The 21,270-nt window shown below is 64.5% G+C and carries 19 protein-coding genes; 11 read left to right on the top strand and 8 right to left on the bottom strand.

Annotation, left to right across the window (positions count from 1 at the left end; genetic code table 11):
- Positions 1-177: 177 nt before the first annotated feature.
- The gene (locus HOLFODRAFT_RS22710) at positions 178-930 is read right to left on the bottom strand and encodes an EAL domain-containing protein (protein ID WP_005036814.1); all 753 of its coding nucleotides are present in this window, start codon (positions 928-930) and stop codon (positions 178-180) included.
- 57 nt (positions 931-987) lie between these two features.
- On the opposite strand from HOLFODRAFT_RS22710, the gene murD reads away from it, so the two are divergent.
- The gene (gene murD, locus HOLFODRAFT_RS0205450) at positions 988-2,319 is read left to right on the top strand and encodes a UDP-N-acetylmuramoyl-L-alanine--D-glutamate ligase (protein WP_005036816.1); all 1,332 of its coding nucleotides are present in this window, start codon (positions 988-990) and stop codon (positions 2,317-2,319) included.
- 46 nt (positions 2,320-2,365) lie between these two features.
- The gene (locus tag HOLFODRAFT_RS22705) at positions 2,366-4,945 is read left to right on the top strand and encodes a CHASE domain-containing protein (protein WP_005036820.1); all 2,580 of its coding nucleotides are present in this window, start codon (positions 2,366-2,368) and stop codon (positions 4,943-4,945) included.
- Between the two features lie 357 nt (positions 4,946-5,302).
- Here the strand turns inward: HOLFODRAFT_RS22705 and HOLFODRAFT_RS0205440 are convergent, their stop codons facing one another.
- From HOLFODRAFT_RS0205440 to HOLFODRAFT_RS0205415, 6 genes are all read right to left on the bottom strand, one after another.
- Positions 5,303-6,199: a prenyltransferase gene (locus HOLFODRAFT_RS0205440; RefSeq protein ID WP_005036821.1), complete on the bottom strand. Its 897-nt coding sequence runs from the start codon at positions 6,197-6,199 to the stop codon at positions 5,303-5,305.
- Positions 6,200-6,202: 3 nt separating this feature from the next.
- Positions 6,203-6,937, bottom strand: coding sequence for a DUF116 domain-containing protein (locus HOLFODRAFT_RS0205435; RefSeq protein ID WP_005036823.1), 735 nt, complete (start codon positions 6,935-6,937; stop codon positions 6,203-6,205).
- Positions 6,938-7,037: 100 nt separating this feature from the next.
- A complete protein-coding gene (locus tag HOLFODRAFT_RS0205430) occupies positions 7,038-8,588 on the bottom strand; it encodes an FAD-dependent oxidoreductase (RefSeq protein ID WP_005036825.1) in 1,551 nt (516 codons plus the stop codon).
- 22 nt (positions 8,589-8,610) lie between these two features.
- Positions 8,611-8,979, bottom strand: a complete 369-nt coding sequence (locus tag HOLFODRAFT_RS0205425; protein WP_005036826.1) for a cytochrome c3 family protein — start codon at positions 8,977-8,979, stop codon at positions 8,611-8,613.
- Positions 8,980-9,128: 149 nt separating this feature from the next.
- Positions 9,129-9,779, bottom strand: coding sequence for a response regulator (locus HOLFODRAFT_RS23830; RefSeq protein WP_005036828.1), 651 nt, complete (start codon positions 9,777-9,779; stop codon positions 9,129-9,131).
- The gene (locus tag HOLFODRAFT_RS0205415; RefSeq protein WP_005036830.1) at positions 9,776-11,254 is read right to left on the bottom strand and encodes a PAS domain-containing sensor histidine kinase; all 1,479 of its coding nucleotides are present in this window, start codon (positions 11,252-11,254) and stop codon (positions 9,776-9,778) included. Before HOLFODRAFT_RS0205415 ends, HOLFODRAFT_RS23830 begins: the two co-directional genes overlap by 4 nt.
- A gap of 200 nt (positions 11,255-11,454) precedes the next feature.
- On the opposite strand from HOLFODRAFT_RS0205415, the gene HOLFODRAFT_RS0205410 reads away from it, so the two are divergent.
- The 5 genes from HOLFODRAFT_RS0205410 (at position 11,455) to HOLFODRAFT_RS0205390 (ending at position 16,892) form a co-directional block, all read left to right on the top strand.
- The gene (locus HOLFODRAFT_RS0205410) at positions 11,455-12,615 is read left to right on the top strand and encodes an MFS transporter (protein WP_005036832.1); all 1,161 of its coding nucleotides are present in this window, start codon (positions 11,455-11,457) and stop codon (positions 12,613-12,615) included.
- Between the two features lie 187 nt (positions 12,616-12,802).
- Entirely contained in the window at positions 12,803-13,915 is a 1,113-nt protein-coding gene (locus HOLFODRAFT_RS0205405; protein ID WP_005036834.1) for a uroporphyrinogen decarboxylase family protein, read from the top strand.
- Between the two features lie 122 nt (positions 13,916-14,037).
- Positions 14,038-15,771, top strand: coding sequence for an aldehyde ferredoxin oxidoreductase family protein (locus HOLFODRAFT_RS0205400; protein WP_005036837.1), 1,734 nt, complete (start codon positions 14,038-14,040; stop codon positions 15,769-15,771).
- 79 nt (positions 15,772-15,850) lie between these two features.
- On the top strand, positions 15,851-16,075 hold the full coding sequence (locus HOLFODRAFT_RS0205395; protein ID WP_005036840.1) for a MoaD/ThiS family protein: 225 nt from the start codon (positions 15,851-15,853) through the stop codon (positions 16,073-16,075).
- Position 16,076: 1 nt separating this feature from the next.
- Positions 16,077-16,892 (top strand): HesA/MoeB/ThiF family protein, encoded by an 816-nt coding sequence (locus HOLFODRAFT_RS0205390; RefSeq protein WP_005036842.1) that lies wholly within the window; start codon positions 16,077-16,079, stop codon positions 16,890-16,892.
- A 27-nt stretch (positions 16,893-16,919) separates the two neighbouring features.
- Here HOLFODRAFT_RS0205390 and HOLFODRAFT_RS0205385 read toward each other — a convergent pair whose 3' ends face one another.
- Positions 16,920-17,201, bottom strand: coding sequence for a MoaD/ThiS family protein (locus HOLFODRAFT_RS0205385; RefSeq protein ID WP_005036845.1), 282 nt, complete (start codon positions 17,199-17,201; stop codon positions 16,920-16,922).
- 87 nt (positions 17,202-17,288) lie between these two features.
- Between HOLFODRAFT_RS0205385 and HOLFODRAFT_RS0205380 the strand changes: the two genes are divergently transcribed.
- The 4 genes from HOLFODRAFT_RS0205380 to HOLFODRAFT_RS0205365 are packed head-to-tail and all read left to right on the top strand — an operon-like array spanning position 17,289 to position 20,771.
- The gene (locus tag HOLFODRAFT_RS0205380) at positions 17,289-17,984 is read left to right on the top strand and encodes an ABC transporter permease (RefSeq protein ID WP_005036847.1); all 696 of its coding nucleotides are present in this window, start codon (positions 17,289-17,291) and stop codon (positions 17,982-17,984) included.
- Between the two features lie 2 nt (positions 17,985-17,986).
- Positions 17,987-18,706 (top strand): ABC transporter ATP-binding protein, encoded by a 720-nt coding sequence (locus tag HOLFODRAFT_RS0205375; protein ID WP_005036849.1) that lies wholly within the window; start codon positions 17,987-17,989, stop codon positions 18,704-18,706.
- Positions 18,682-19,494: an ABC transporter substrate-binding protein gene (locus tag HOLFODRAFT_RS0205370; protein ID WP_005036851.1), complete on the top strand. Its 813-nt coding sequence runs from the start codon at positions 18,682-18,684 to the stop codon at positions 19,492-19,494. The genes HOLFODRAFT_RS0205375 and HOLFODRAFT_RS0205370 overlap by 25 nt, the downstream gene beginning before the upstream one ends.
- Positions 19,495-19,529: 35 nt before the next feature.
- On the top strand, positions 19,530-20,771 hold the full coding sequence (locus tag HOLFODRAFT_RS0205365; protein WP_005036852.1) for a molybdopterin molybdotransferase MoeA: 1,242 nt from the start codon (positions 19,530-19,532) through the stop codon (positions 20,769-20,771).
- Positions 20,772-21,270 lie beyond the last annotated feature (499 nt).

Below are 21,270 nucleotides of genomic sequence, written 5' to 3'. Positions count from 1 at the left end.
ATCTGGGCGGCTCTGAATCTTTTGCTGAATGTATCATGGTCATGAACGGGCATAGGCCTTCCTATTCGGAATGAAGTATCAGCCCCTTTAATCAGGACTTGGCTACGCTCCTGGAACTGAGTCATCTCGGCGGGGTGGCCTTATTCGTTCATGGATAACGGTGTCGTCCCAGTCTGGCTATTGTCGCGGGAATGCCGTGGCGAGAGCCAGGGGGCGGGGCTTTCCGAAGATGAAGCCCTGTCCCCATGGCACATCCGCATCCACCACGGCCTGGAGTTCGTCCAGGGTCTCGATTCCTTCGGCGATATAGCCAACCCCCATGCGCTCCGCAAAGACAGCCAGGGCATTGAGGAGGGCTGCCTGGTAGGGACGACGGTGGACGCCGCTCACCAGGCTCCGGTCTACCTTGATGAAGTCAGGAGCCAGGCGGGCCATGTGGGCGAGGCTGGCCACGCCGCTGCCCAGATCGTCCACGGCGATGCGGAACTCAAGATCCCTGAGCCGTTTGGCGATGCGGCTCATCTGTTCCAAGTCCAGCCCCGAGCACGCTTCTGTGATCTCCAGGACGATGCGATGGGGTGGGATCGTGAGGTCCCAGAGCCAGGGCTGGATGCGCTTCCAGAATTCGGGGTGGTCCAGGGTGTCGGGCGACACATTCACGAAGATCAGGTGATCGGTGATGGGGGTTTCGGCCAGGGTGGTGAATACGGTGTTGAGGCAGTGCAGATCCAGCATGACCTTGGATTCCGGTGCCAGGGTCGCATCCTCGAGAAGTTCTCCCACTGCCCGCAGGGTGCCCGCCTCGTCCACAAAGCGCGTGAGGATCTCCTTGGCCTCCACGAAGCCTGACTTGAGGCCCACGATGGAATGAACATAGGGGATGGCCGAACGTTGATGGCTCAGGATGCTGTGGAGGACGGATTCGCTCATGGACCTCTCCATTGTGCCAGGAGGCCGGGCTTCGGCCAGAATGAAAGGGGAGGACCCATGGGTCGCGTGGTTGTCATTGGAGCTGGGAAGTCCGGGGTGGCGGTGGTGGAATACCTGGCGGGAGAAGGGCGGAAGGCTCTGTTGGCCGATGTGGCGCCCGCCCCGGAGGCTGCTCTGACGGCCCGCCTCGAAGCCTTGCGGGTGCCGGGTGTCTGGGGTCCCCATCCCCTCGCCCTGCTGGATGACTGCGAGGAACTGGTGCTGAGTCCTGGGGTTCCCCTTCGCATTCCCCTGGTCCAGGAGGCCCTGGGGCGGGGCATCCCCGTTCTCGGGGAGCTGGAATTCGCCCATCGGGTGTTGAGGACCCAGGATCCAGATGCGGTGATCCTGGCCGTGACGGGCACCAACGGCAAAAGCACCACCACGGATCTCCTGGCCCACCTCCTCAGGGCTGCCGACCTCCCGGCCGTGGCCTGCGGCAACCTCGGGACTCCTCTGATGGACGCCCTGAAGGGCGCCCAGCCCGGCACCCGTTATGCCCTGGAATGCAGCAGCTACCAGCTCGAAACCGTCCGGGAATTCCACGCTCAGGGCGCGGTCCTGCTCAATCTCACTCCGGACCACTTGGCTCGGCATGGCAGCATGGAAGGCTATCTGGCGGCCAAGTTGAGGGTTTTCGAACGGCAGGAGGAAGGGGACCTCGCCTTGATGCCCATGGGAGCGACCTTCGAGAACCCCGGGCATGGGCGGCGCGCCGATTTCGGCTGGAGTGAGCCCGAGGGGCCTGGGGCCTGGTGCGATGCTTTCGGGATGCTCTGGCTCCGCACGGATGCGCAGGCCCAGGAACTGCTTCACCGTTCGGAGCTGAAGATCCCCGGGGATCACAACGTGGAGAATGCCCTGGCCGCCATTGCACTGGCCTCCCATGGCGGGGCGGATCCCGGATCCCTGCGGCAGGGACTCCGCTCCTATCCTGGTCTGGCCCATCGCATCGCCTTCTGCGGGGAGCGGGACGGCGTGAGCTTCTACAACGATTCCAAGGGCACCAATGTCGATGCGACCCTGACGGCCATCAAGGCCCTGTCCGGCCCGCTGGTGCTGATGCTGGGGGGGGAGGACAAGGGTGCCAGCTACGAGCCCTTGAGGGCTGTCCTGGATGGCAAACTGCGGCGCCTAGTCTTCCTGGGGGACGCCATCCCCCAGTTGGAGCGGGATCTGGGGGATCTTCCCCACGATTCCGTCTGGGCCTTCGACGAAGCCTTCAGCCTGGCCTGCCGCTGCGCCCATCCCGGCGATCAGGTGCTCCTGAGCCCCGCCTGCGCCAGTTTTGATCAGTTCCGGAACTTCGAAGAGCGGGGGGAGCACTTCGAAGCCCTGGCCAAAGGGTGATCCTTGGGGTCGAATCGGGGTATCGTTGTCCTTATTCGAGAGCCCCATGAAACGCCGTCTCACCAGGGAGCACGAATTCCCGCCATTCCTGGCGCTGTGGGTTCTTTGCCTGGGTGGGATGCTGACGCTGGTGGCCGTGCTGATTGTGGGGTCGGCACAGCTCCATCGGGGGCGGACGCGCTTCGAAATGGCGAGCCGTGACGCCGAGGAGCATCTCCGGGATCGCCTGAGGCTCTGCGAAGACTTGCTGCTGGCTGTCCAGGGTCACATCCAGGCCTCCGGGGGGGTGAACCGGTACAGCTTCCGTGTCTTTCTGGAGTCCATGGAGATTAAGTCCCGTTTCCCGGGGCTCCTGGGGGTGGCCTATGGGGTGCCCCTCGCCCCGGCGGGGGCCGAAGCCGTCCAGAGGCGGCTCCAGATGGAGCACGGACGCTCCGATCTCCGGATCCACCCCGGCACCGGATACGGGGATGACGCCATCGTGCTCTTCGAAGAACCGGAACTGCCCAACATCCGGGCCCTGGGCTTCAACTCCGCCAGCGCCCCTGACCAGCGGGTCTCCTTGCTCGCAGCCAGGGATTCGGGGCAGATCCGAGCCAGTGCCCCCATGGCCCTGGCCCAGGCTCCGGAAAGGGGGCCGGGTCTCATCCTGCGCCTGGGGGTATACCGGGGAGGCCGGGTGCCCGATGCTGTGGAGGCCCGGAGGTTGGCCTTCGCTGGCTATGCCAACGGCATCTTCCTTCTGGATGATCTGACCCGTGACTCCATGCAGGGGCTGCCGCGGGGAATCCAGCTTCGCATTGCCGATGCCACGGACCCTTCCAGCCCCATGGCGGTCAGCCAGGGGGGGGCTCCGGGTTCTGATCCCTGGTGGAGCCTCGTCAGCCCACCCCTTCCAAGGCTGCGGAGATCCTTCGGAATCGGTGGCCGGGTCTGGGAATTGGACTTCGCTGCCAGTCCTGCCTTTTTCGAGGCTGGGGAGGTCGGCCTGCCCTGGTTTGTGGGACTGGCTGGTCTTCAGGCCACGCTCCTGCTGGCGGCCCTCGTCCACGCCATGGCCCGCACCGGGCGGCAGGCCAGGGCGCTGGCGGATCGGATGACCAGGGAGCTTCACCAGAGCGAATCCCGCCTCAGGGCCATCGCCCAGGTTCTCCCCGATGTGATCCTGGTGGTCGATGACGAGGGCTGCTATCGCGAGGTCCTCACCGGGGACCCCTCCCTTCTGGCCGCCCCCGTCGAGAGTCTCCTGGGGCACAACATCAGTGAGGCCCTACCTCCGGAGTTGTCGCGGGAAGTCCTGGAGGTCATCCGCAGGACCCTGGCTCTCCAGCAGCTCCAGGACGTGGAATACTCCCTGGAAACCCCACTGGGGCACCGCCGCTTCGATGCCCGGGTGGCCCCTCTGGACCTCACCATCGAAGGGCGGCCTTGCGTCCTCTGGGCTGCCCGTGACATCACCGAGCACCGTGCCCAGGAGGAATCCCTGCGCCAGGCGCAACGCTTGGAGGGGTTGGGGGTTCTGGCGGGGGGCATCGCCCACGACTTCAACAACCTGCTCGCGGCCATCATGGGATACGTCAATCTCAGCCGCATCGCCCTGGAGGGTGGAGGGGATCCCGCCCGCCATCTGGCCAAGGCGGAAGCCAGCATCGAACGGGCCGCGGACCTTGCCCGGCAGCTGCTGGCCTATTCTGGACGGGCCAGCTTCCGCCTCGAATCGATGGACCTGAATGCCAAAGTGCTGGAAATGAATGAGCTCCTGGCGGTCTCTCGCTCCAAGAAGGTGAGCCTGGAGCTGCGTCTGGCCCCATCGCTCCCTTTCATCGAAGGCGATCCCGTCCAGTTGCAGCAAGTGGTCATGAACCTGGTCACCAACGCCGGGGAATCCTTCGGAGACGATCCTGGAAGGGTCGCGGTCCGGACGGGCACCAGCGAACTGGACGCCATTGCCCTCAAGCATCGCTTTGCCGGTCAGAGCCTTCAGCCAGGGTGCTTCGTCTTCCTGGAGGTGGAGGACGAAGGCTGTGGCATGGGCCCGGAGCTTCTGGAGCGGATCTTCGATCCCTTCTTCACCACCAAGCCCGCCGGGCGAGGCCTCGGACTTTCGGCCATCCGGGGAATCCTGAGGACCCACCGGGCTGGGATCGAGATCGTTTCCCAGCCTGGAGAAGGGACGACCATCGGCGTCTACTTCCCCGCCGCCCAGGACGCTCTTCTCCCGGGCACGGTGTCGGCCGCTGTCACCTCAACCGTCCCCTTGACGGGCCTCCTTCTCCTGGCAGAGGACGAGCCCGCCCTTCGGGAGACCGCCCAGCAGATGCTGGAGCGTCTGGGGATGGAGGTCCTGGTGGCCGCCGATGGGGAGGAGGCCTGGAGCCTCTTCCAGGCCCATCGGGAGCAGGTCAGCATCGCCCTGCTGGACCTGACCATGCCCCGGCGGAGCGGCGTGGAGGTCTATGGCCTGATCCGCAGCGTGGCGCCGGACCTTCCCGTGATCATCTGCAGCGGCTTCAGCCGGGAAGCCATGCCGGAACTGAAGGATGCCTCCGAGCGCCGGGTCTTTCTCGCCAAGCCCTATACCTTCGAGCAGCTGGAACAGGCCCTGAGGAAGGTCCTGGGGGGCTGAGACTCACTCGCAAATATAAATAATAAATTGCACCACCAAGACTCCAAGGGCACCAAGCGTCACCAAGAAAAGCCTGATGCGTCGACCAGGACACTCAGGCCTGGTTCCGGGAGGGGCAGGTGGCTATGGCACGCTCGCGTGCCTCCGCCGCCTGTCCCTCCCGGAACGCGTGCGGCTTCGCCGCGCGCCCCCGCGTAGCTGGGCGGCCAGAGTGTCCAGCCCGGTGGAACAATATGGCACGGGCTGGCCTTCACATTCTCCCCGGGGCAAAGCCATGGGGCGCTGGTAAGCCCTTGGTGAATCCTTCGTGTCTTTTGAATCTTTACGATTGATGGCAAAGGGGTAAGAATTCCTGACTCAGGGCCAGAGCAGGAGCAGCAGCACGATATCCGTGACGGCCCAGGCGCCGAGGGTCCAGTACATCCCGGCCTCGTGCTGCTTCTGGGTCATGGTGCGCCAGCGCTTCCACCAGGGCAGGAGGACGCCGCACCAGGCCGCCAGGGAGAGGAGGATCGGCAGGAGGCTCCGCTGGCTCTGCCAGGCTCCCAGGGCGAAACAGGCATGGGCCAGGAGGGTGAGGAGCACCGCGAAGCCCAGGCTGAGGCTCTCCCCCATCTGGATGACGAGGGTCCGGTCCCCCCGGGAGCGGTCCTCCTCGATCTGGTAGATCTGGGTGGTGGGGTAGAGGGCCCCGAACAGTAAGGCGAAGCCGATGCACACCCAGAGGAAGGCCATGGGAACGGGGCGTCCCGTGAGGCCCCATCCGGCCAGGGGCGTCAGGAGCCCGAAACCCACCCCGTTGATGAGCAGATCCCAGCCCGCCCGCGCCTTGAGGCGGATGGGGGGCACGGAGTAGACGACCGCCATGACCACGCAGGCCGCATTGCTCCAGGCGAAGACCGTCGGCAGCAGGAAGCCCAGGAGCAGGGAGGCCACCAGCATGACCACGGAGACATGCAGTAGGTATTTCGGCGGCTTGGGGGGCTGGCGCAGGTAGCCGATATCGCCCTCATCGTTGTCGAAGGCGCTGTTGATGGCCAGGGTGCCGCCATTCAGCAGCGCCACGAAGATGAACCACCCCAGCAGGGTTGCCTTGCCAGGGATCCCCCAGCCGACGGCCAGGAGGGTGCCCAGGAGGAAGTGGGCCGACATGATGGGCCATTCCATGGGGCGGAGGTGGAGGAGGTAGGCCATGGTTTCGGGGCCCAGGAGCTTTTCGCAGCAGCGGCGGATCAGGAAGGGGCTGGTCGTCATGGGCTAGGCGGTCTCGCTGGTCTGCAGGGGCTGAATGTTATCGGGGGTCTCTGCCCGGGGGCGGACGAGGTGGGCCATCGCCTGCTCCAGCAGGCTGGGATCAAAGGTGGTGTCCACGCACATGCCGCGGGGGAGGTCCAGGGGGATGCCGAAGCAGGGGATTTCCGGGAGCTTCAGGATCCCCTTCAGGAGGCGATCCGAACAGCTCACCGCCACCATCAGGTCCGGCTTGTACTCCTTGGCGTGGCGGGCGGCTTTGTGGCTGCGGTTGAAGATGCAGACCTTCCAGTGCCCGGCCAGGGAGCTCTCCAGGATGTCCCCCACGGGGCATTGGTCGCAGTGGTAGCAACTCTCCAGGTCTTCCGTGACTCCGGCCTTGCAGCGGGAGAGCTGGATGCAGTGGGGAAGCATCACCAGGGCCTTCCTGGCCTTGCGGACGGCGAAGACCTCCTCGATGCGGTAGTTGTTCCAGGCGAGGAAGGAGCGGATCCATGCGTCCTCCCAGCCGAGGAGCCGCGCCATGGGACGGAATGCCTTCACCCAGAGCCCGTCCCGGTGGACGATGGCAGCCCTGTGTCTCAGGTAGGTTGCGCCCTGCTGGAAGGCCTGGGATGCTTCCGCGAGGCAGGCTACGCTGAGCAGGAGCCACCAGCCCCGGGATGAGTGCAGAAGAGTGGCGCAGACCAGTCCCAGAAGTGCCAGGCCTATCGGCAGCCCGAGGCGCACAGCCAGGAACAAGGCTTGGTTTCCTCTGATTCGGGTAAGGTCTCGCATCGGTGTTCTATTGGAACACGAACGGCGCCAAAAGGCGCCGTCCGTCCACGAGCTTGTGATCGCCTTACTTCTTGAGGCTTTTCAGGATCTCCGCTGCGGCCATGCGTCCACTGCCGGCGGCGAAGCCCATGCTGGTGCCGGGGGAGTCGAGGCCGTAGGAATCGCCGTAGAGGCCGCCCACATCGACGCCGGTCACATAGACGCCCTGGATGGGGCGATCACTGGCATCCAGAGGCTGGAAGTGCTTGTTCACGACGACTCCGCCCACGGTGGTGAGGTAGGAGAGCACCTCGTGCATGGCATAGAGCTTGCCGTTGAGCTTCCTCATGAAGAAGGGCTTCTTGCCGAATCCGGAATCGTGATTGACCTCGCAATCGTGGTTGTAGGTCTCCAAGGTCCTCTTGAGGACATCGGCGGGAACCTTGATCTTGGCGGCCAGCTCCTCGACGGTGTCCGCAGAATAGAGGTTGCGATCCCCCGCGGCGATATAGCCGTCGATGGCGCCATCCATCTTCTTGAGCTTGGTGCCGATGGGGATGATCACCCCCATGCCGGCGTCGGTGCCTTCGTTCGCGTAGCGCTTGCGCTGATCCTCGGAGAAGATGATCCAGGCGCTGCTGGTGGGCTGGCGTTCGATGGCGTTGGACTGGAGGACGAAGTCGTTGGCGATGATCTCGTCGCAGAAACGCTCGCCGTTATTGTTGACCATCACATTCATGGGCTGCTGGCCCATGGCATCGAATTCCAGGTCCACAGGGTTGGCCATGCCCATCTTCGCGCTCTTCTTCTTGTCGTAGACGGCGGTGTTCATGAGGGTGGCCATCCCTTCCGTCTTCGCCCCCAGCTTCATGCATGCGTTGATCCCGAAGCCCATCTTGTGGAAGTTGGCCACGGTTCCCGTGAAGGCGTTCCCGTGGTATCTCTTCACCATTTCCAGGTTGTCTCCGAATCCGCCGGTGGCCAGGATGACGGCCTTGGCCCTGATCCGCATCTCGCCAGCCTTGCCCTTGGCCGTGACACCGATGACGCGCTTCTGGTCGTCGGTGATCAGGCCGGTTCCCTCGGTTTCCATGAAGACCTTGACGGTGGGGCTCTGCTTGGCCTTGCCGAACAGGACCCGGATGAGGCCAGCACCGTGGCCCACGGGCACATGCCAGGTCCGGATTCCCGTGTAAGTGGTCTGGGCGACCTCTTCGAACTTGACGCCCTGATCCTCGAACCAATTGATGGTGTCCCCCGATTGGTCGACGAAGGCCTTCATCATCGGGGCATTGCCCATCCAGTGGTTGTAAGCCATCTCATGGTGGAAGACCTCGTCCTTGTCCATCATGGGGGGGCCGTAGTAGTGGTCGCGTTGGAAGCGGGAACCCACGCCGAACACACCCTCTGCGGCATTGGCGGTACCGCCGGGGAAGGGGTTCTGCTCCAGCAGGATCACGCTCGCGCCTTCATTGGCCAGGGCGACCGTGGCGGAAAGGCCTGCCATGCCGGCGCCCACCACGACCACTTCCGTCTCCTGGGTGAACTGGGGCTGGGCCGCGACCAGGGAGAGCGATACGAGGGAGCCGAGCAGCATGAGCACGGATCTTGAGTTGAAACGGATCGGTATGGGCATGGATACCTCCTGGGTTGGGGGGCTACTTGGAAGGCTTGAACTCCATCTCGGAGTGGCAGGTGAGGCAGTAGTTCTCTTGGGGCTTGTGGCCCTGGTGGCACTTGTCGCAGTCCAGGTCGATCAGGTGGTTCTCGTGGGGGTTGGGTTTGAGTCGCGCCGTGCGTTCCGCGACCTTGGGGTAGGACTCGTGGCACCCCAGACAGGTCTCTGCGGCTACGGCCTTCTTGGGGCCCTTCCCGTGGCAGTCCTCGCAGGCGATGCCAGCGTCCTTGTGGCGGTTGGCGAGGGGGATCTCCTTGCGTTCTCCCCCGATGACCGGGATGGCGATGCCCAGGAGGAGCATGAGGGCCAGGCCCGTTTTTTCGATGGCAGGGCGCGTGTTTCTGGACACGGTTTGGCTCCGGTATGAATCGACTCTCTTATTGAGTCTTGGCGCTTTTGGCTGGAACAGCCTTGAGCCTAATAGGCCGCCAGGGGGGGGCACAATCGAGGCTCTGCGCAACATGGCCTACGAGAATTTCGTAGGCTCTCCGGGGAGTCTCAACCCAGTCTGGGCGCCCACTGAATGGCCATCTGGAGCAGTTCGGAGGCGTTCTTCAGGTGGAGCTTGTGTTTGATGTTCTCGCGGTGGGTGTCCACGGTGCGGATGCTGACGCCGAGCTGCTCCGCGATCTGGCGGCTGCCCATGCCCTTGCCGAGCATGCGGAAGACCTCCCGTTCGCGGGCGCTGAGGCAGAGCTCATCCCCGGACTCCTCGGCGCTGGGCTTGGCCAGGGCTCGGCGCAGGAGGGCCCGGGTCATGGACTCCGGCACGTAGATCTCCCCGCGCAGCACCTCGCGGAGAGCCTTCAGCAGGACTTCGGGGGGCTCGTACTTGGTGACGTAGCCGTTGGCCCCGGCCCGCAGGGCCTGCTCGGAGTGGTAGGCGTCGTCGTGCATGGTGAAGACCAGGACGGGCAGCTTCGGGTGGAGCTTGCGGATCTGTTGGATCAGGTCCAGCCCGTTGCCGGTGGGCAGGGACAAATCCGTGATCACCAGGTCGGGGTGGGCGCTCCGGAGGGCCGAGAGGGCCCCGGGGACATCCACGCACTGGGCCACGACCTGGAGGTCGGGCTCCTGGTCCAGGAGCTTGGCCAAGCCTTCCCGCAGGATGGGGTGGTCGTCGACGAGGAGGATACGGACAGGGTTCATGGGGACCACGGCAGGGAGCAGCTCACCAGGACGCCCCCCCGGTCCTGGTTGAAGATGGAAAGGGTGCCTCCGAGGGCACTGGCGCGGTATTTCATCGTTCTCAGGCCCAGCCCTGGGCCTTGGCCGGCTTCCGGAGGGAGGGGACTGCCGTCGTTCTCGATAAAGAGGAGCAGGCGGCCCAGGGTCAGGCGCGCGGTGAGCCGCAGGTGGGTGGCCTGCCCATGCCTGACGGCGTTGGAGGCCGCCTCCCGCACCATGCTGTGCAGGTGGTGGAAGATCCCGGGCTGGTTCTCCCGGATTCCGGAGGGGCATTCGACCCGGCACTCGATCCTGAAGAGGGTCTCCAGGGAAGCCGCAAGATCGGTCAGCACCTCCAGGAGGTCCTTGCCCTCCAGGTGGGCCAGGACGAGCCCCTTGGCCAGGAGCCGGGTCTGGCTTAGTGCTTCGGTCGCCAGGGCGGCCACCTGGGCGGCGGAATCAGCCTCGGGGCTTCCGGAGGCGTCCAGGCGGTGCCTGAGGGCGCTGGCCAGGAAGTTCATCCCGGTGAGGAGCTGGCCCAGGCCATCGTGGAGCTCCCGGCCCACCCGGGCTCGTTCCAGGGCGCTGGTCTCCAGGAGGTCCCGCTCCAGCTGCCGACGTTCAGTGATGTCCATGGTGACCTGGACCACGCCGACGAGGGATCCCGACGCGTCCCGCACCGGGAAACCCCTGAGGACGAAGGAGCGCCCTCCGTGGTGCCGCTCGGCCGTCTCCGGCTGCCCCGTCTCCAGGGCCCGGGCCACCGGGCAGGCCTCGCAGGGGGTTTCCCGGCCGTAGAGGGCCTGATGGCAGCGTTTTCCGGTGATGGGATCGGCCTGGTCCGCATAAGGCAGCACCTGGTCCTTGTTGGCCCAGATCACCTCCATGCGGGTGTCGTGGTAGACCACCCAGTCGGACATGATGTCGAGGATCAGGGCCTTCTCCCGCTCGGAGCGGCGGAGGGCCTCGTCCGCCCGCTTCCGCTCGGTGAGGTTCTGGGTGAGGGTGTGGATTCGCATCCAGGTTCCGTCCTGGCTCGGGGTTGTCCGGCCATGAACGATGACCTCGAGGACGGTCCCATCCTTCCGGACATACTCCAGGGCGACCCCATCGACCAGGCCGGAATCCAGGACCTCGGGCCAGTGCCTGCGGAAGTCCTCCCGGAAGTACGGCGAGAAGAAGTCTCCCAGCCAGCGCCCGATCACCTCCTCCCGCTCGTAGCCCAGGAGGTCCAGCCAGGCCTGGTTGACCGTGATGATCCGCCCCTCCACATCCAGGGAGTCGTAGGCCAGGGGAAGGCTCATGTAGAGGTTGTCGAAGCGGGCCTCGCTCTCCTGGATGAGCTGCTGGAGGACCTGGAGGTTCTGCTCGGCGGCCTCCATCCGCTGGAGCTTGGCCCGCTTCCGGGCCAGCTGGTCCGGAGGCGGGGCGGGTGGGATATGTGGGTCGAAGGGCATGGGCTGGTTGCCTGCAGTGTAGCTGACGTCTGGCCCCGGAGGTGTCCGGAGATGCCGCGCCCTGAAAAATACGGAAATTTCGTAGGCAGGATTGCGAGCCCGGCGGATTCACGGTGCCCAGATGCGGGGGCTAGGGTTGGGGAAGCCTACCAACAACCTGCCATCCCAGCCCTCGACGGGCTGCCCTCTGGAGGATCCTCGTGAACCGGACCCTGCTGAAGCTCACGCTTCTCTCCGTATCACTGCTGCTCATGGGCTCGATGTCCATCGCCCCGGTCCTGGGGGTGATCTCCCAGGCCTTCCCCGCCGCCACGCCGACCCAGATCCAGATGCTCATCGCGCTGCCCGGGCTGGTGCTGATCCCCTTTTCGATCCTGAGCGGGGGCCTGGCTACCCGCTTCCCCAAGCGGCCGATCCTATGGACGGGCCTGGTGGTCTTCCTCCTGGGGGGGATCGCCCCCATATGGGCCCGTGGCTACGGCCAGATGCTTTTTCTGCGGGTGGTCTTCGGGGTCGGGCTCGGGATCATTACGCCCTTCGCCTCAGGCCTCATCGCGGACTTCTTCGAGGGACAGGAGCGGGCGAAGCTCATCGGCTTCCAGTCCGCCGTGGTCAGCTTCGGCGCCATCCTGACCAGCCTGCTGGCCGGGCTGCTGGGAGTCGCGGGCTGGCGGAACGCCTTCTGGGTCTACCTCATCGCCGTGCCCGTCCTGGTGCTGACCCTGGTGGGCTGCCCCGAGCCCCCCCGCTCCGGGGAACCGGGGGAGAAGGCGGGCCCCAACGGCCCGGTCTTCCTGATCGCCGCCTGGGCCCTGCTGTATGCGCTCTGCTACTTCACCTTCTTTACGAACACGGCGCTGCTGATCCAGGGGGAGAATCTCGGGACCGCCGCCGCCAGTGGCATTGCCATCACCCTCATGACCGTGGGGGGCTTGATGGTCGGGATGGGCTTCGGGGCCATTCATCGCCTCTGTGGGCGCTTCACTCCGGTCCTGAGCCTCTTCCTGACCGCCCTGGGGTTCCTCGTGCTGGCCCAGTCGTCCGCCCTCGCGGGTGTCTTCGTCGGTGCCCTGGTCATCGGAGCTGGCTTCGGGATCACCATGCCCTTCATGACCCTGCGGGTCACCCAGGTGGCTCCCCGGCCAGCTATCACCCTGAGCTTGGCGATCATGCTCAGTTTCGTCAACATCGGCTCTTTCATTTCGCCCCCGATCTTCGTCGGTCTCGGCGGGGTTCTCGGCCACCCAGGGGAGCGTTTCACCTTCCTGCTGACGACGCTCTTTCTCGCGTTCGCCGCCGTTGTCACCCTGGTCAAGCTGCTGGTAGGGCGGAGCCCCGTGCCCGGCTCGGCGCACCGATAGCGGCCCTGGAGCGTCTGGACCTTCTGCCCAGAGCGACCTGCGGGATACGAACTGATCGGCGAAGGAATTCGCCCATCACCTGGGTTTCGGTCACCCGTCCAACTTCTACGCTTTCTTCCACTGAGGCGGACTGGACCCCCTGGGAAACGCCAGGGGCGGTCTTCCTCCCTCCTTATCGAGAGTCTCCATGAACCCACCCTCCCCCCTCCCGATCTTCCTGGAACGGACCGCCCGCCTCCAGAAGGCCATCGCCCTCCAGCCCGTGGATCGGATTCCGGTCACCGCCTGGCTGGATTCCTTCGCAGCCACCTATCGCAAGGTGCCGATGTCGGTCTTCACCACGGATCTCCTGGCGGCCAACCGGGCGATGATCGAAACCGTCCAGGCCTTTCCCACTCTGGATGCCATCGAGACGGCGGTCACACCACCGGTCCTGATGGGGATCTCTTTCCTCTCCCGGGTCAAGCTTCCTGGGCGTGAATTGCCGGAGGGATCCCTCTACCAGGTGGAGGAGATCGAGCGGATGAGCCTGGAGGACTACGACCGGATCCTTGAGCAGGGTTGGCCTGCCTGGAACCAGGATTACATTGCCCGCCGACTGGGATACACCGAAGCCGAGATCGGCAGTTCCATCCAGGCCTGTGGCATGGCCGGGCAGCGGCTTTTCGAGGCCGGCATCCCGGCTCTGACATCCGTGAACTACGTGCCGCCCATCGAGTCCATCGCGGCGGCCCGGTCCATCGGCCGTTTCATGACGGACCTCCATCGGGTGCCAGACAAGCTGGAGGCGGTGCTGGATCACATGGAAGGCTTCTACCTTGAGATGCTGAAGGGGATGATCCGGCAGACCCGGCCGATGACCGTCTTCGTCGGCATGTCCCGGGGCTCCAGCGAGTTCTTCTCGCCCCGGCTCTTCAACCGCTTCACTTGGCCTACGGTGGTCCGCACCGTGGAGACCATCCTCGATGCGGGTTCCGTGCCCAACCTCCACTTCGACGCCAATTGGGACCGGGATATCTCCCGCTTCAAGGACCTGCCCAAGGGCAAGTGCATCTGGGCCTGCGATCACGCCACCGATATCCGGAAGCTCAAGGCCGAGTTGGACGGCCATATGTGCATCAAGGGGGATGTCCCGGCGGCCATGTTGAGCGTCGGGAATCCGGACGAGGTCTACGCCTACTGCCGGAAGCTCATCCAGGACATCGGTCCCACGGGCTTCATCCTCTCCCCGGGATGCACGACGCCCATGAACTGCAAGCCTGAGAATTTCAAGGCCATGCTGGCAGCGGTCGATGCCTAAGATCCTGGCTGTGGGGTGAGGTTTTCCTCTTCCCTGTTTGGCCGGAGTGGTCCAGAATGGCGGCACTTTGACATACCGCAACCCAATGGCTTTGAGTGATGCACAACTCCTGGGAGGTCCCGATGCGCCATATTTTGCGTGTTAACCTTGCGAGCCTCTCCTCTCTTCGGGAGCCTGTACCGGAGGCCTGGGCTTCCCTGGGGGGCCGCGCCCTGACCTCCACGGTGGTCGCCCAGGAGGTTCCACCGGCCTGTCATCCCCTGGGGCCCAACAACAAGCTCGTCTTCGCCCCCGGCATGCTGACGGGGACGCCCGCCGCCAATTCCGGGAGGCTGTCGGCTGGTTCGAAGAGCCCCCTCACCGGAGGCATCAAGGAATCCAATGCCGGTGGCACGGCTGCTCGGATGTTGGCCAAGCTGGAGATCCATGCCCTCATCCTGGAGGGCATGCCCCAGGGCGAGGCCTGGTACAGCCTGCACGTCACCAAGGACGGCGTGAGCATCCAGGAGGAGAGGGATACCGTCGGGATGGGCAACTACGAACTCGTGAAGGTGGTCCATGCCCGGTACGGCAAGCCGGTGGCGGTGGTTTCCGTGGGGCCCGCCGGTGAGATGAGGATGCTCACCGCCAATATCTCGGTCGCCGACAAGGAGCAGCATCTGCGAAGCCTGGGGCGCGGAGGCCTGGGGGCCGTCATGGGCTCCAAGCGGGTCAAGTTCATCTCCATCGATGACTCGGGGACGCCTGCGATCACGTCGAAGAACCCCGAGAAGTTCAAGGAAGCGGCCCGCATTTTCGCCAAGACCCTCCTGGATCACCCGGTCAGCGGCAAGGGCCTGCCCACCTACGGCACCAATGTGCTGGTGAACATCCTGAACGAGGCCGGGGGCTTGCCGACCCGCAACTTCACACAGGGCACCTTCGAGGGCCACGACAAGATCTCTGGCGAGACGATGCACGACACCATCGTGGCGCGGGGGGGGGCTCCCACCCACCCCTGCCATCCGGGCTGCATCATCCGCTGCTCCCAGATCTACAACGACCAGGATGGGAACTACCTGACCTCAGGTTTTGAATACGAGACGATCTGGGGCTTCGGCGCCGACTGCTGTGTCGAGAATCTGGATGACATCGCCATGGCCGACCACCTGATGGACGATCTCGGCGTGGATAGCATCGAGACCGCCGTGACCTTCGGTGTGGCCATGGAGGCAGGGGTCCTTTCCTTTGGTGATGGCAAGGAAGTCGTCCGCATCCTCCGGGACGAGGTCGGGAAGGGCACTCCCCTCGGGCGTCTCCTCGGCGGCGGGGCCGCCCAGGTGGGGCGCGCCTATGGCTTGACCCGGGTTCCCGTGGTCAAGGGGCAGGGGATTCCCGCCTACGATCCGCGCTCGGTCAAGGGCATCGGGGTCAACTACGCCATGAGCACCATGGGGGCAGACCACACCTCCGGCTACGCGGTCGCAACGAATATCCTGAACGTGGGAGGCCGGGTCGATCCCCTTGGCAAGGATGGTCAGGTAGAGTTGGCCCGCAACCTGAACATCGCCACAGCGGCCATCGATTCCACGGGCATGTGCCTCTTCGTCGCCTTTCCGGCCCTGGATATTCCGGAATGCCTGAGTTCCCTGGTGGACATGATCAATGCCCACTACGGCATCAGCCTGACGGGGGACGACGTTACCGCGCTCGGGAAGTCCGTGCTCAAGCTCGAACGGAAGTTCAATCTGGCGGCCGGTCTCGGGCCAGAGCAGGACCGGCTTCCGGAGTTCTTCTGCCTGGAACCCTTGCCTCCCCATAACGTGGTGTGGGACTTCACCCCTGCCGAACTGGATGCCTACTGGGATTTCGACTGAGCCTGTTTTTGGCTGAGGCCTTGCGCCAGAACTGAGGGGTTCCCCTTCAGTTCTGGCTCTTTTTCCCGGGAGGACGTGCGTGCTGATCACCGTCAAACTCTTTGCCAATTTCCGCGTGGGCAGGTTTGTGGTCGAAGTGCGGGACTACCCTGCCGGGACGGCCATCAAGGCTGTCAGTGGATCCCTGGGATTGGCCAGCCAGGAAATCGGGATGACCATGCTGAACGGGCGCCATGCCGAGCCGGAGAGGGTCCTGAAGGACGGGGATGTGCTGGCCTTCTTCCCCCTGCTTGGGGGGGGATGACATGGACCTGGAGGCCTACCTTTCTGCAGGGGCCAAGGGCGGGCTTCTGCCATGGTCCGTGCAGCTTTCCGCCGCCCGGAACTTTGACCTGCCCCTTTCGGTGGTCGAGGAGAGGGCCATCCTGGCGGGGCTGCTGCCTGCCCGGTACCAGCGGAACCGGGAGAGTATCTCGATAAATGAGCAATTTATCTTGTGCCGCAGCCGAGTGGCCATCATCGGTTGCGGAGGCCTCGGGGGCTACCTTATCGAGGAGCTGGCGCGGCTGGGGGTCGGCACGCTGGTGGGCGTGGATCCGGATGTCTTCGAAGAGCACAACCTGAACCGGCAGCTCCTCTCCCAGATTGATGCACTGGGTGAACCCAAAGTGCAATGCGCCTCCCGGCGGGTCATGGCCATCAATCCGGCGGTCCGTTTCGAGGCCAGGCCGGAACGGCTTGGGCCGGAGAATGGGCTGGCCCTGCTGGAGGGCTGCCAGGTCGCCGTGGACGCTCTGGATGGCGTTTCCAGTCGCAGGGCATTGAAAGATGCCTGTGCCGCCATCGGTATTCCCATGGTCCATGGCGCCATTGCGGGCTGGTACGGGCAGATCGCCACTGAGTTTCCTGGGGATGGGATCCTGGAGGCGCTGTACGCCCATGCCACCGAGGAAAAGGGCTCGGAGAAGCAGCTCGGCAACCCCTCCTTCACGCCTGCGGTGATCGCGAGTCTGGAGGCCGCCGAGGTCTGCAAGCTCCTGCTGGGGAAGGGGCAGGCCCTGAGGCATATGATGTTGGCAGTGAATCTTCTTGATATGAGTTTTGAACGGATCAAGTTGTAGCTCGAGCCATGTTCTCAGGGGGATGATCTACGTGTTCTTGAAACCCAGCAGCGCACGATGGGGGCCCGGCACCCCTGGCGGAACGAGGGCCACCCGGTCCCCGGGCCTGATGCGGGTCCCTTCAACAGGACCAGCCCGGTGGTTCACGAAGACGACCTCGACCAGATCGCGGTTGATTTCCAGGAGCTGGAGCAGCTCCGCGGCGCTGATCCCGGTCTCCAGGTGGACCAGATGGGGGTTTGCCCAGCCCCTCTCTTTGAACAGATCCGCCAGCCACATGAAAACATGCACTTCAGCAGGCTTCTGCATGGTCACCTCGTTTCCACTGCCGAATCATGTCCCAGCCCCTGCCCTTGGGCAAGGGCTGGTGAGCCTCGGTCCGGGTGGGAGTTCATGATGCTGGATACCCTCTGGGAAGCCCTCGGCCTCATTGGCCATCTGGACGCCCAGGTTCTGGCCATCGTGTGGCTTTCGCTCAGAGTGAGCCTTGGTGCGGTCCTGGTGGGTTCCCTGATCAGCCTGCCCCTGGGGGCCTGGCTGGCCATCGTTGCGTTTCCGGGGCGGGATGCCCTGGTTGTGCTCCTGAATGGACTGATGGGGATTCCCTCGGTCGTGGTGGGTGTCGTTTTCTACCTCCTGCTCTCCCGCTCGGGCCCTCTGGGGAGCTTTGGCATCCTCTATACCCCCATGGCCATGACCATTGCCCAGGTCTTTCTCGTGGTCCCCCTGATGTCGGCCCTCACCCGGCAGGTCGTCGAGGATGCATGGAACGGCTATTCCCTGGAACTCCGTTCCTTCGCCTACTCGCCTTGGTTGTGCGTCAGGACCCTTCTCTTCGACTGCCGCTTCTCTCTGGTGGTGGCCGTGATCGCCGGTATGGGACGCGCCATCTCGGAAGTGGGGGCCGTGATGATCGTGGGGGGCAACATCTTTGGGTTCACCCGGGTCATGACCACGGCCATCGCCCTGGAGACGGCCAAGGGCGACCTGCCTCTCTCCATCGCCCTCGGTGCCGTGCTGCTGTCGATCGTCATCCCCCTCAACGCCCTGGCCTACGGGATCCGCAGGTGGGCCATGAACCGGTTCGGTTGATCATGTTCCCCATCCGCTTGGAAAAGCTCCAATTCTGCCCCAATGGCCGCCAGGTATTGGCCGACGTGGACCTCCTCCTGGGCCCCGAGGGCATCACCGCCGTCCTGGGGCCCAACGGGGCGGGGAAGAGTGTGCTCCTGAAGACCCTGGCGGGCCTGGAAAGGCCCACGGGGGGGAGCATTGACTGGAACGGTGGCCCCACCCCTGCGGGGCGCATCGCCATGGTCTTCCAGCACCCCATCCTGTTGCGCACCTCCGTTTTCGACAACGTGATCCTGGGGCTCAAGCCCATGTCACTCTCACGGCGCGAGCTTCGCCAACGCGGGTTGGAGATGCTGGAGCGGGTGGGGCTGGCGGACCGGGCCTCGGACAGTGCCCGTCACCTGTCGGGCGGTGAACGTCAGCGTCTCGCCCTGGCCCGATGCTGGGCCATCCGTCCCAGGCTGCTCCTGCTCGACGAGCCAACTGCGGCGCTGGATCCCACGGCCACCGAGGCCGTGGAACAACTGATCCGGGAGATCCGGACCGATGGGACCAAGGTCATGATGACAACCCACAATCTGGGACAGGCCTTGCGTCTGGCTGATGATGTTGTGTTCATCTATGGCGGTCGGATTCGCGAACACACCTCCAATTCCGAGTTTTTCGTGCGCCCTCGCACTGAGGACGCAAAACGTTTCATCCAGGGAGAATTGCCATGGCGAATCGCCTTCACCGACTGATTCTGCTGCTGCCCATGCTGTTTGCCATGGGTACGGCTTGGGCCCAGGAGAGCATAACCCTGTCCTCCACCACCTCCACGGAGCAGTCCGGGCTCTTCGGCTTCATCCTGCCCCGATTCGAGGCCAGGACCGGTATCAAGGTCAAAGTGGTGGCGGTCGGGACCGGGCAGGCTCTGGACATCGGACGTCGCGGGGACGCCGATGTCGTCCTGGTTCACGACCGTTCCGCGGAGGACAAGTTCGTGGCCGAGGGCTTCGGCATCGCTCGACGGAATGTCATGTACAACGACTTCATCGTGGTGGGACCCAAAGATGATCCCGCCAGGGTCTCAAAGGCGGCGGATGTGGTCGAGGTGATGAAGCGCATCGCGACCGCCCAGGCCCTGTTCGTCTCCCGGGGCGACCGGAGCGGCACCCATGCGGCGGAATTGAGGTTCTGGCGGGCGGCGGAAGTGACTCCGGCGAACCTGAAGGGATACAAGGAAACGGGCTCGGGCATGGGGCCGACCCTGAACATGGCCGCGGCCATGGAGGCTTACACCCTGGCCGACCGGGGGACATGGCTCGCTTTCAAGAACCGCCAGGCCCTGGTCCCCCTCTTCATGGGCGACAAGCGGCTCTTCAACCCCTACGGAGTCATGCTCGTCAACCCGGCCAGGCATCCCCATGTGAAGCAGGCTGCCGGGATGAGCTTCATCGACTGGATCGTTTCCGCAGAGGGGCAGGCGGCCATCGCTGCCTATCGCATCAATGGTGAGCAGCTGTTTTTCCCGGATGCCGGGAAGTAGAAACCGATCCATCCCGTTTCCATGAGGAGTCAGTCATGCCGGAATCCTGCACGGAAGGCGGCAGCGCACCCTTGACCATCCTGGAGGCCCGGGGCATTGTCCTCGAGAGGGTGAGTCCCGTGAATGGCTGGGAGAGGGTGCCCCTCCAGTCGGCCCTCAACCGGGTCGTCCTCCAGGATGTTGTCGCCCCCTTCAATGTGCCCCCCTGGGACAACTCGGCCATGGATGGCTTTGCTGTGCGCAGGGCGGATTGCCTGGAGCCGGAGCCACTGCTCCAGATTGTCGGGGCGGCAGAGCCTGGTCGAGTCTTTACCGGTCTTGTGGGCGAGGGTCAGGCCGTGCGCGTTGTGACCGGGGCTGCGATCCCCCGGGGGGCGGATGCGGTGGTCCCCCTGGAGTGCGCCCGCACCACAGGCAGCACCGTCTGCATCCAGGGGGGGATCGAACCGGGGCAGCATATCCGCCATAGCGGGGAGGATCTCGCCGAGGGGAGCCGCGCGATCCCCTCGGGGCGTCGTCTTGGCCCGGCAGAGCTTGGCATCCTGGCTTCCCTGGGGCTGGCGGAGGTCTTGGTGCGGCGTCGCCTGAGGGTTGCGCTTCTTTCCGCTGGCAGCGAAGCGGCTACCTTCGGGCGCCCCCTGGGCTTCGGGGAGTCCTTCGACGCCAACCGATACATTCTATTCGGGCTTCTCGCTGAAATGGGGGTGGATCTCATGGACCTCGGGGCGTTGCACGGCGACCCTGAATCCATGGAGGCGGCGATTCGGGCGGCGGCGGAAGGCGTTGACGTGGTGCTGGCATACAGCCGCAATTCCAGCCTGGACAAAGACTGGCTCAAGCCCCTGCTCCTGGGTTCCGCCCGGATGGAATTCTGGCATGTGAACATCAGGCCCGGTCGGCCCCTGGGCTTCGGTCGACTCGGTCCGAGCTGGTTCTTCACCCTTCCCCTCAATCCCGTCGCCGTGATGGTCACCTACTATGAGATCATCGCCGACGCCCTGCGGAAACTGGCCGGGGAACACCCCTTGGCCACCCGTACGGAGTTCCGGGTGAGATCCCTTTCGAGCATCAGGAAGATGTCTGGGTGTTGTGAATACCTGCGAGGCAATCTGATCCAGGAGGGGGAGGAGACCTGCGTTCGTCTCCTGCCAGGCCAGGGCTCTGGAGTGCTTAGCTCCATGGCCGACAGCGACTGCTTCATCGTGTTGCCAGAGGAGGCCGGGGACCTCAGGGAAGGGGACTTCGTGAGGGTACGCCCCTTCCGGGGCCTGAGCTGATCCCGGTCTTATACCAATTCGCAAACAGAAGAAGAAATTCCACCACCAAGACTCCAAGGGCACCAAGTTTCACCAAGAAAAGCATGATGTGTTGACCAGGACACTCAGGCTTGGTTCCGGGAGGGGCAGGTGGCTATGGCACGTTCACGTGCCTTCGCCGCCTGTCCCTCCCGGAACGCGTGCGGCTTTGCCGCGCGCCCCCGCGCAGCGGGGCGGCCTGAGTGTCCAGCCTGGTGGAGCGATACGGCACGGGCTGGCTTTCACATTCGCCCTGGGGCAAAGCCATGGTTGAACGAAGCCGCTCCGCGGCGGGGGTGGCGCCGTGTGGCGGGCCCGCGCAGTAAGAAAGCTAGCAATTCCATGTAAATGAAGGCTCCTTGGTCATCGCGATGTTGACGCATCGCCAGACGACTGTCAAGCGACATGAAAATTAACCCACCCGGCGACACGAATATTGACCCCCTTGTTGTATGAGCCCGTGGGGTGTCTGGAGCGTAGG

It is taken from the genome of Holophaga foetida DSM 6591, assembly GCF_000242615.2.
In the GTDB taxonomy this organism is placed as follows: Bacteria; Acidobacteriota; Holophagae; order Holophagales; family Holophagaceae; genus Holophaga; species Holophaga foetida.
The sequence above is the reverse complement of the archived record's forward strand: the minus strand, read 5'-3'. Positions and strand labels throughout refer to the sequence as shown.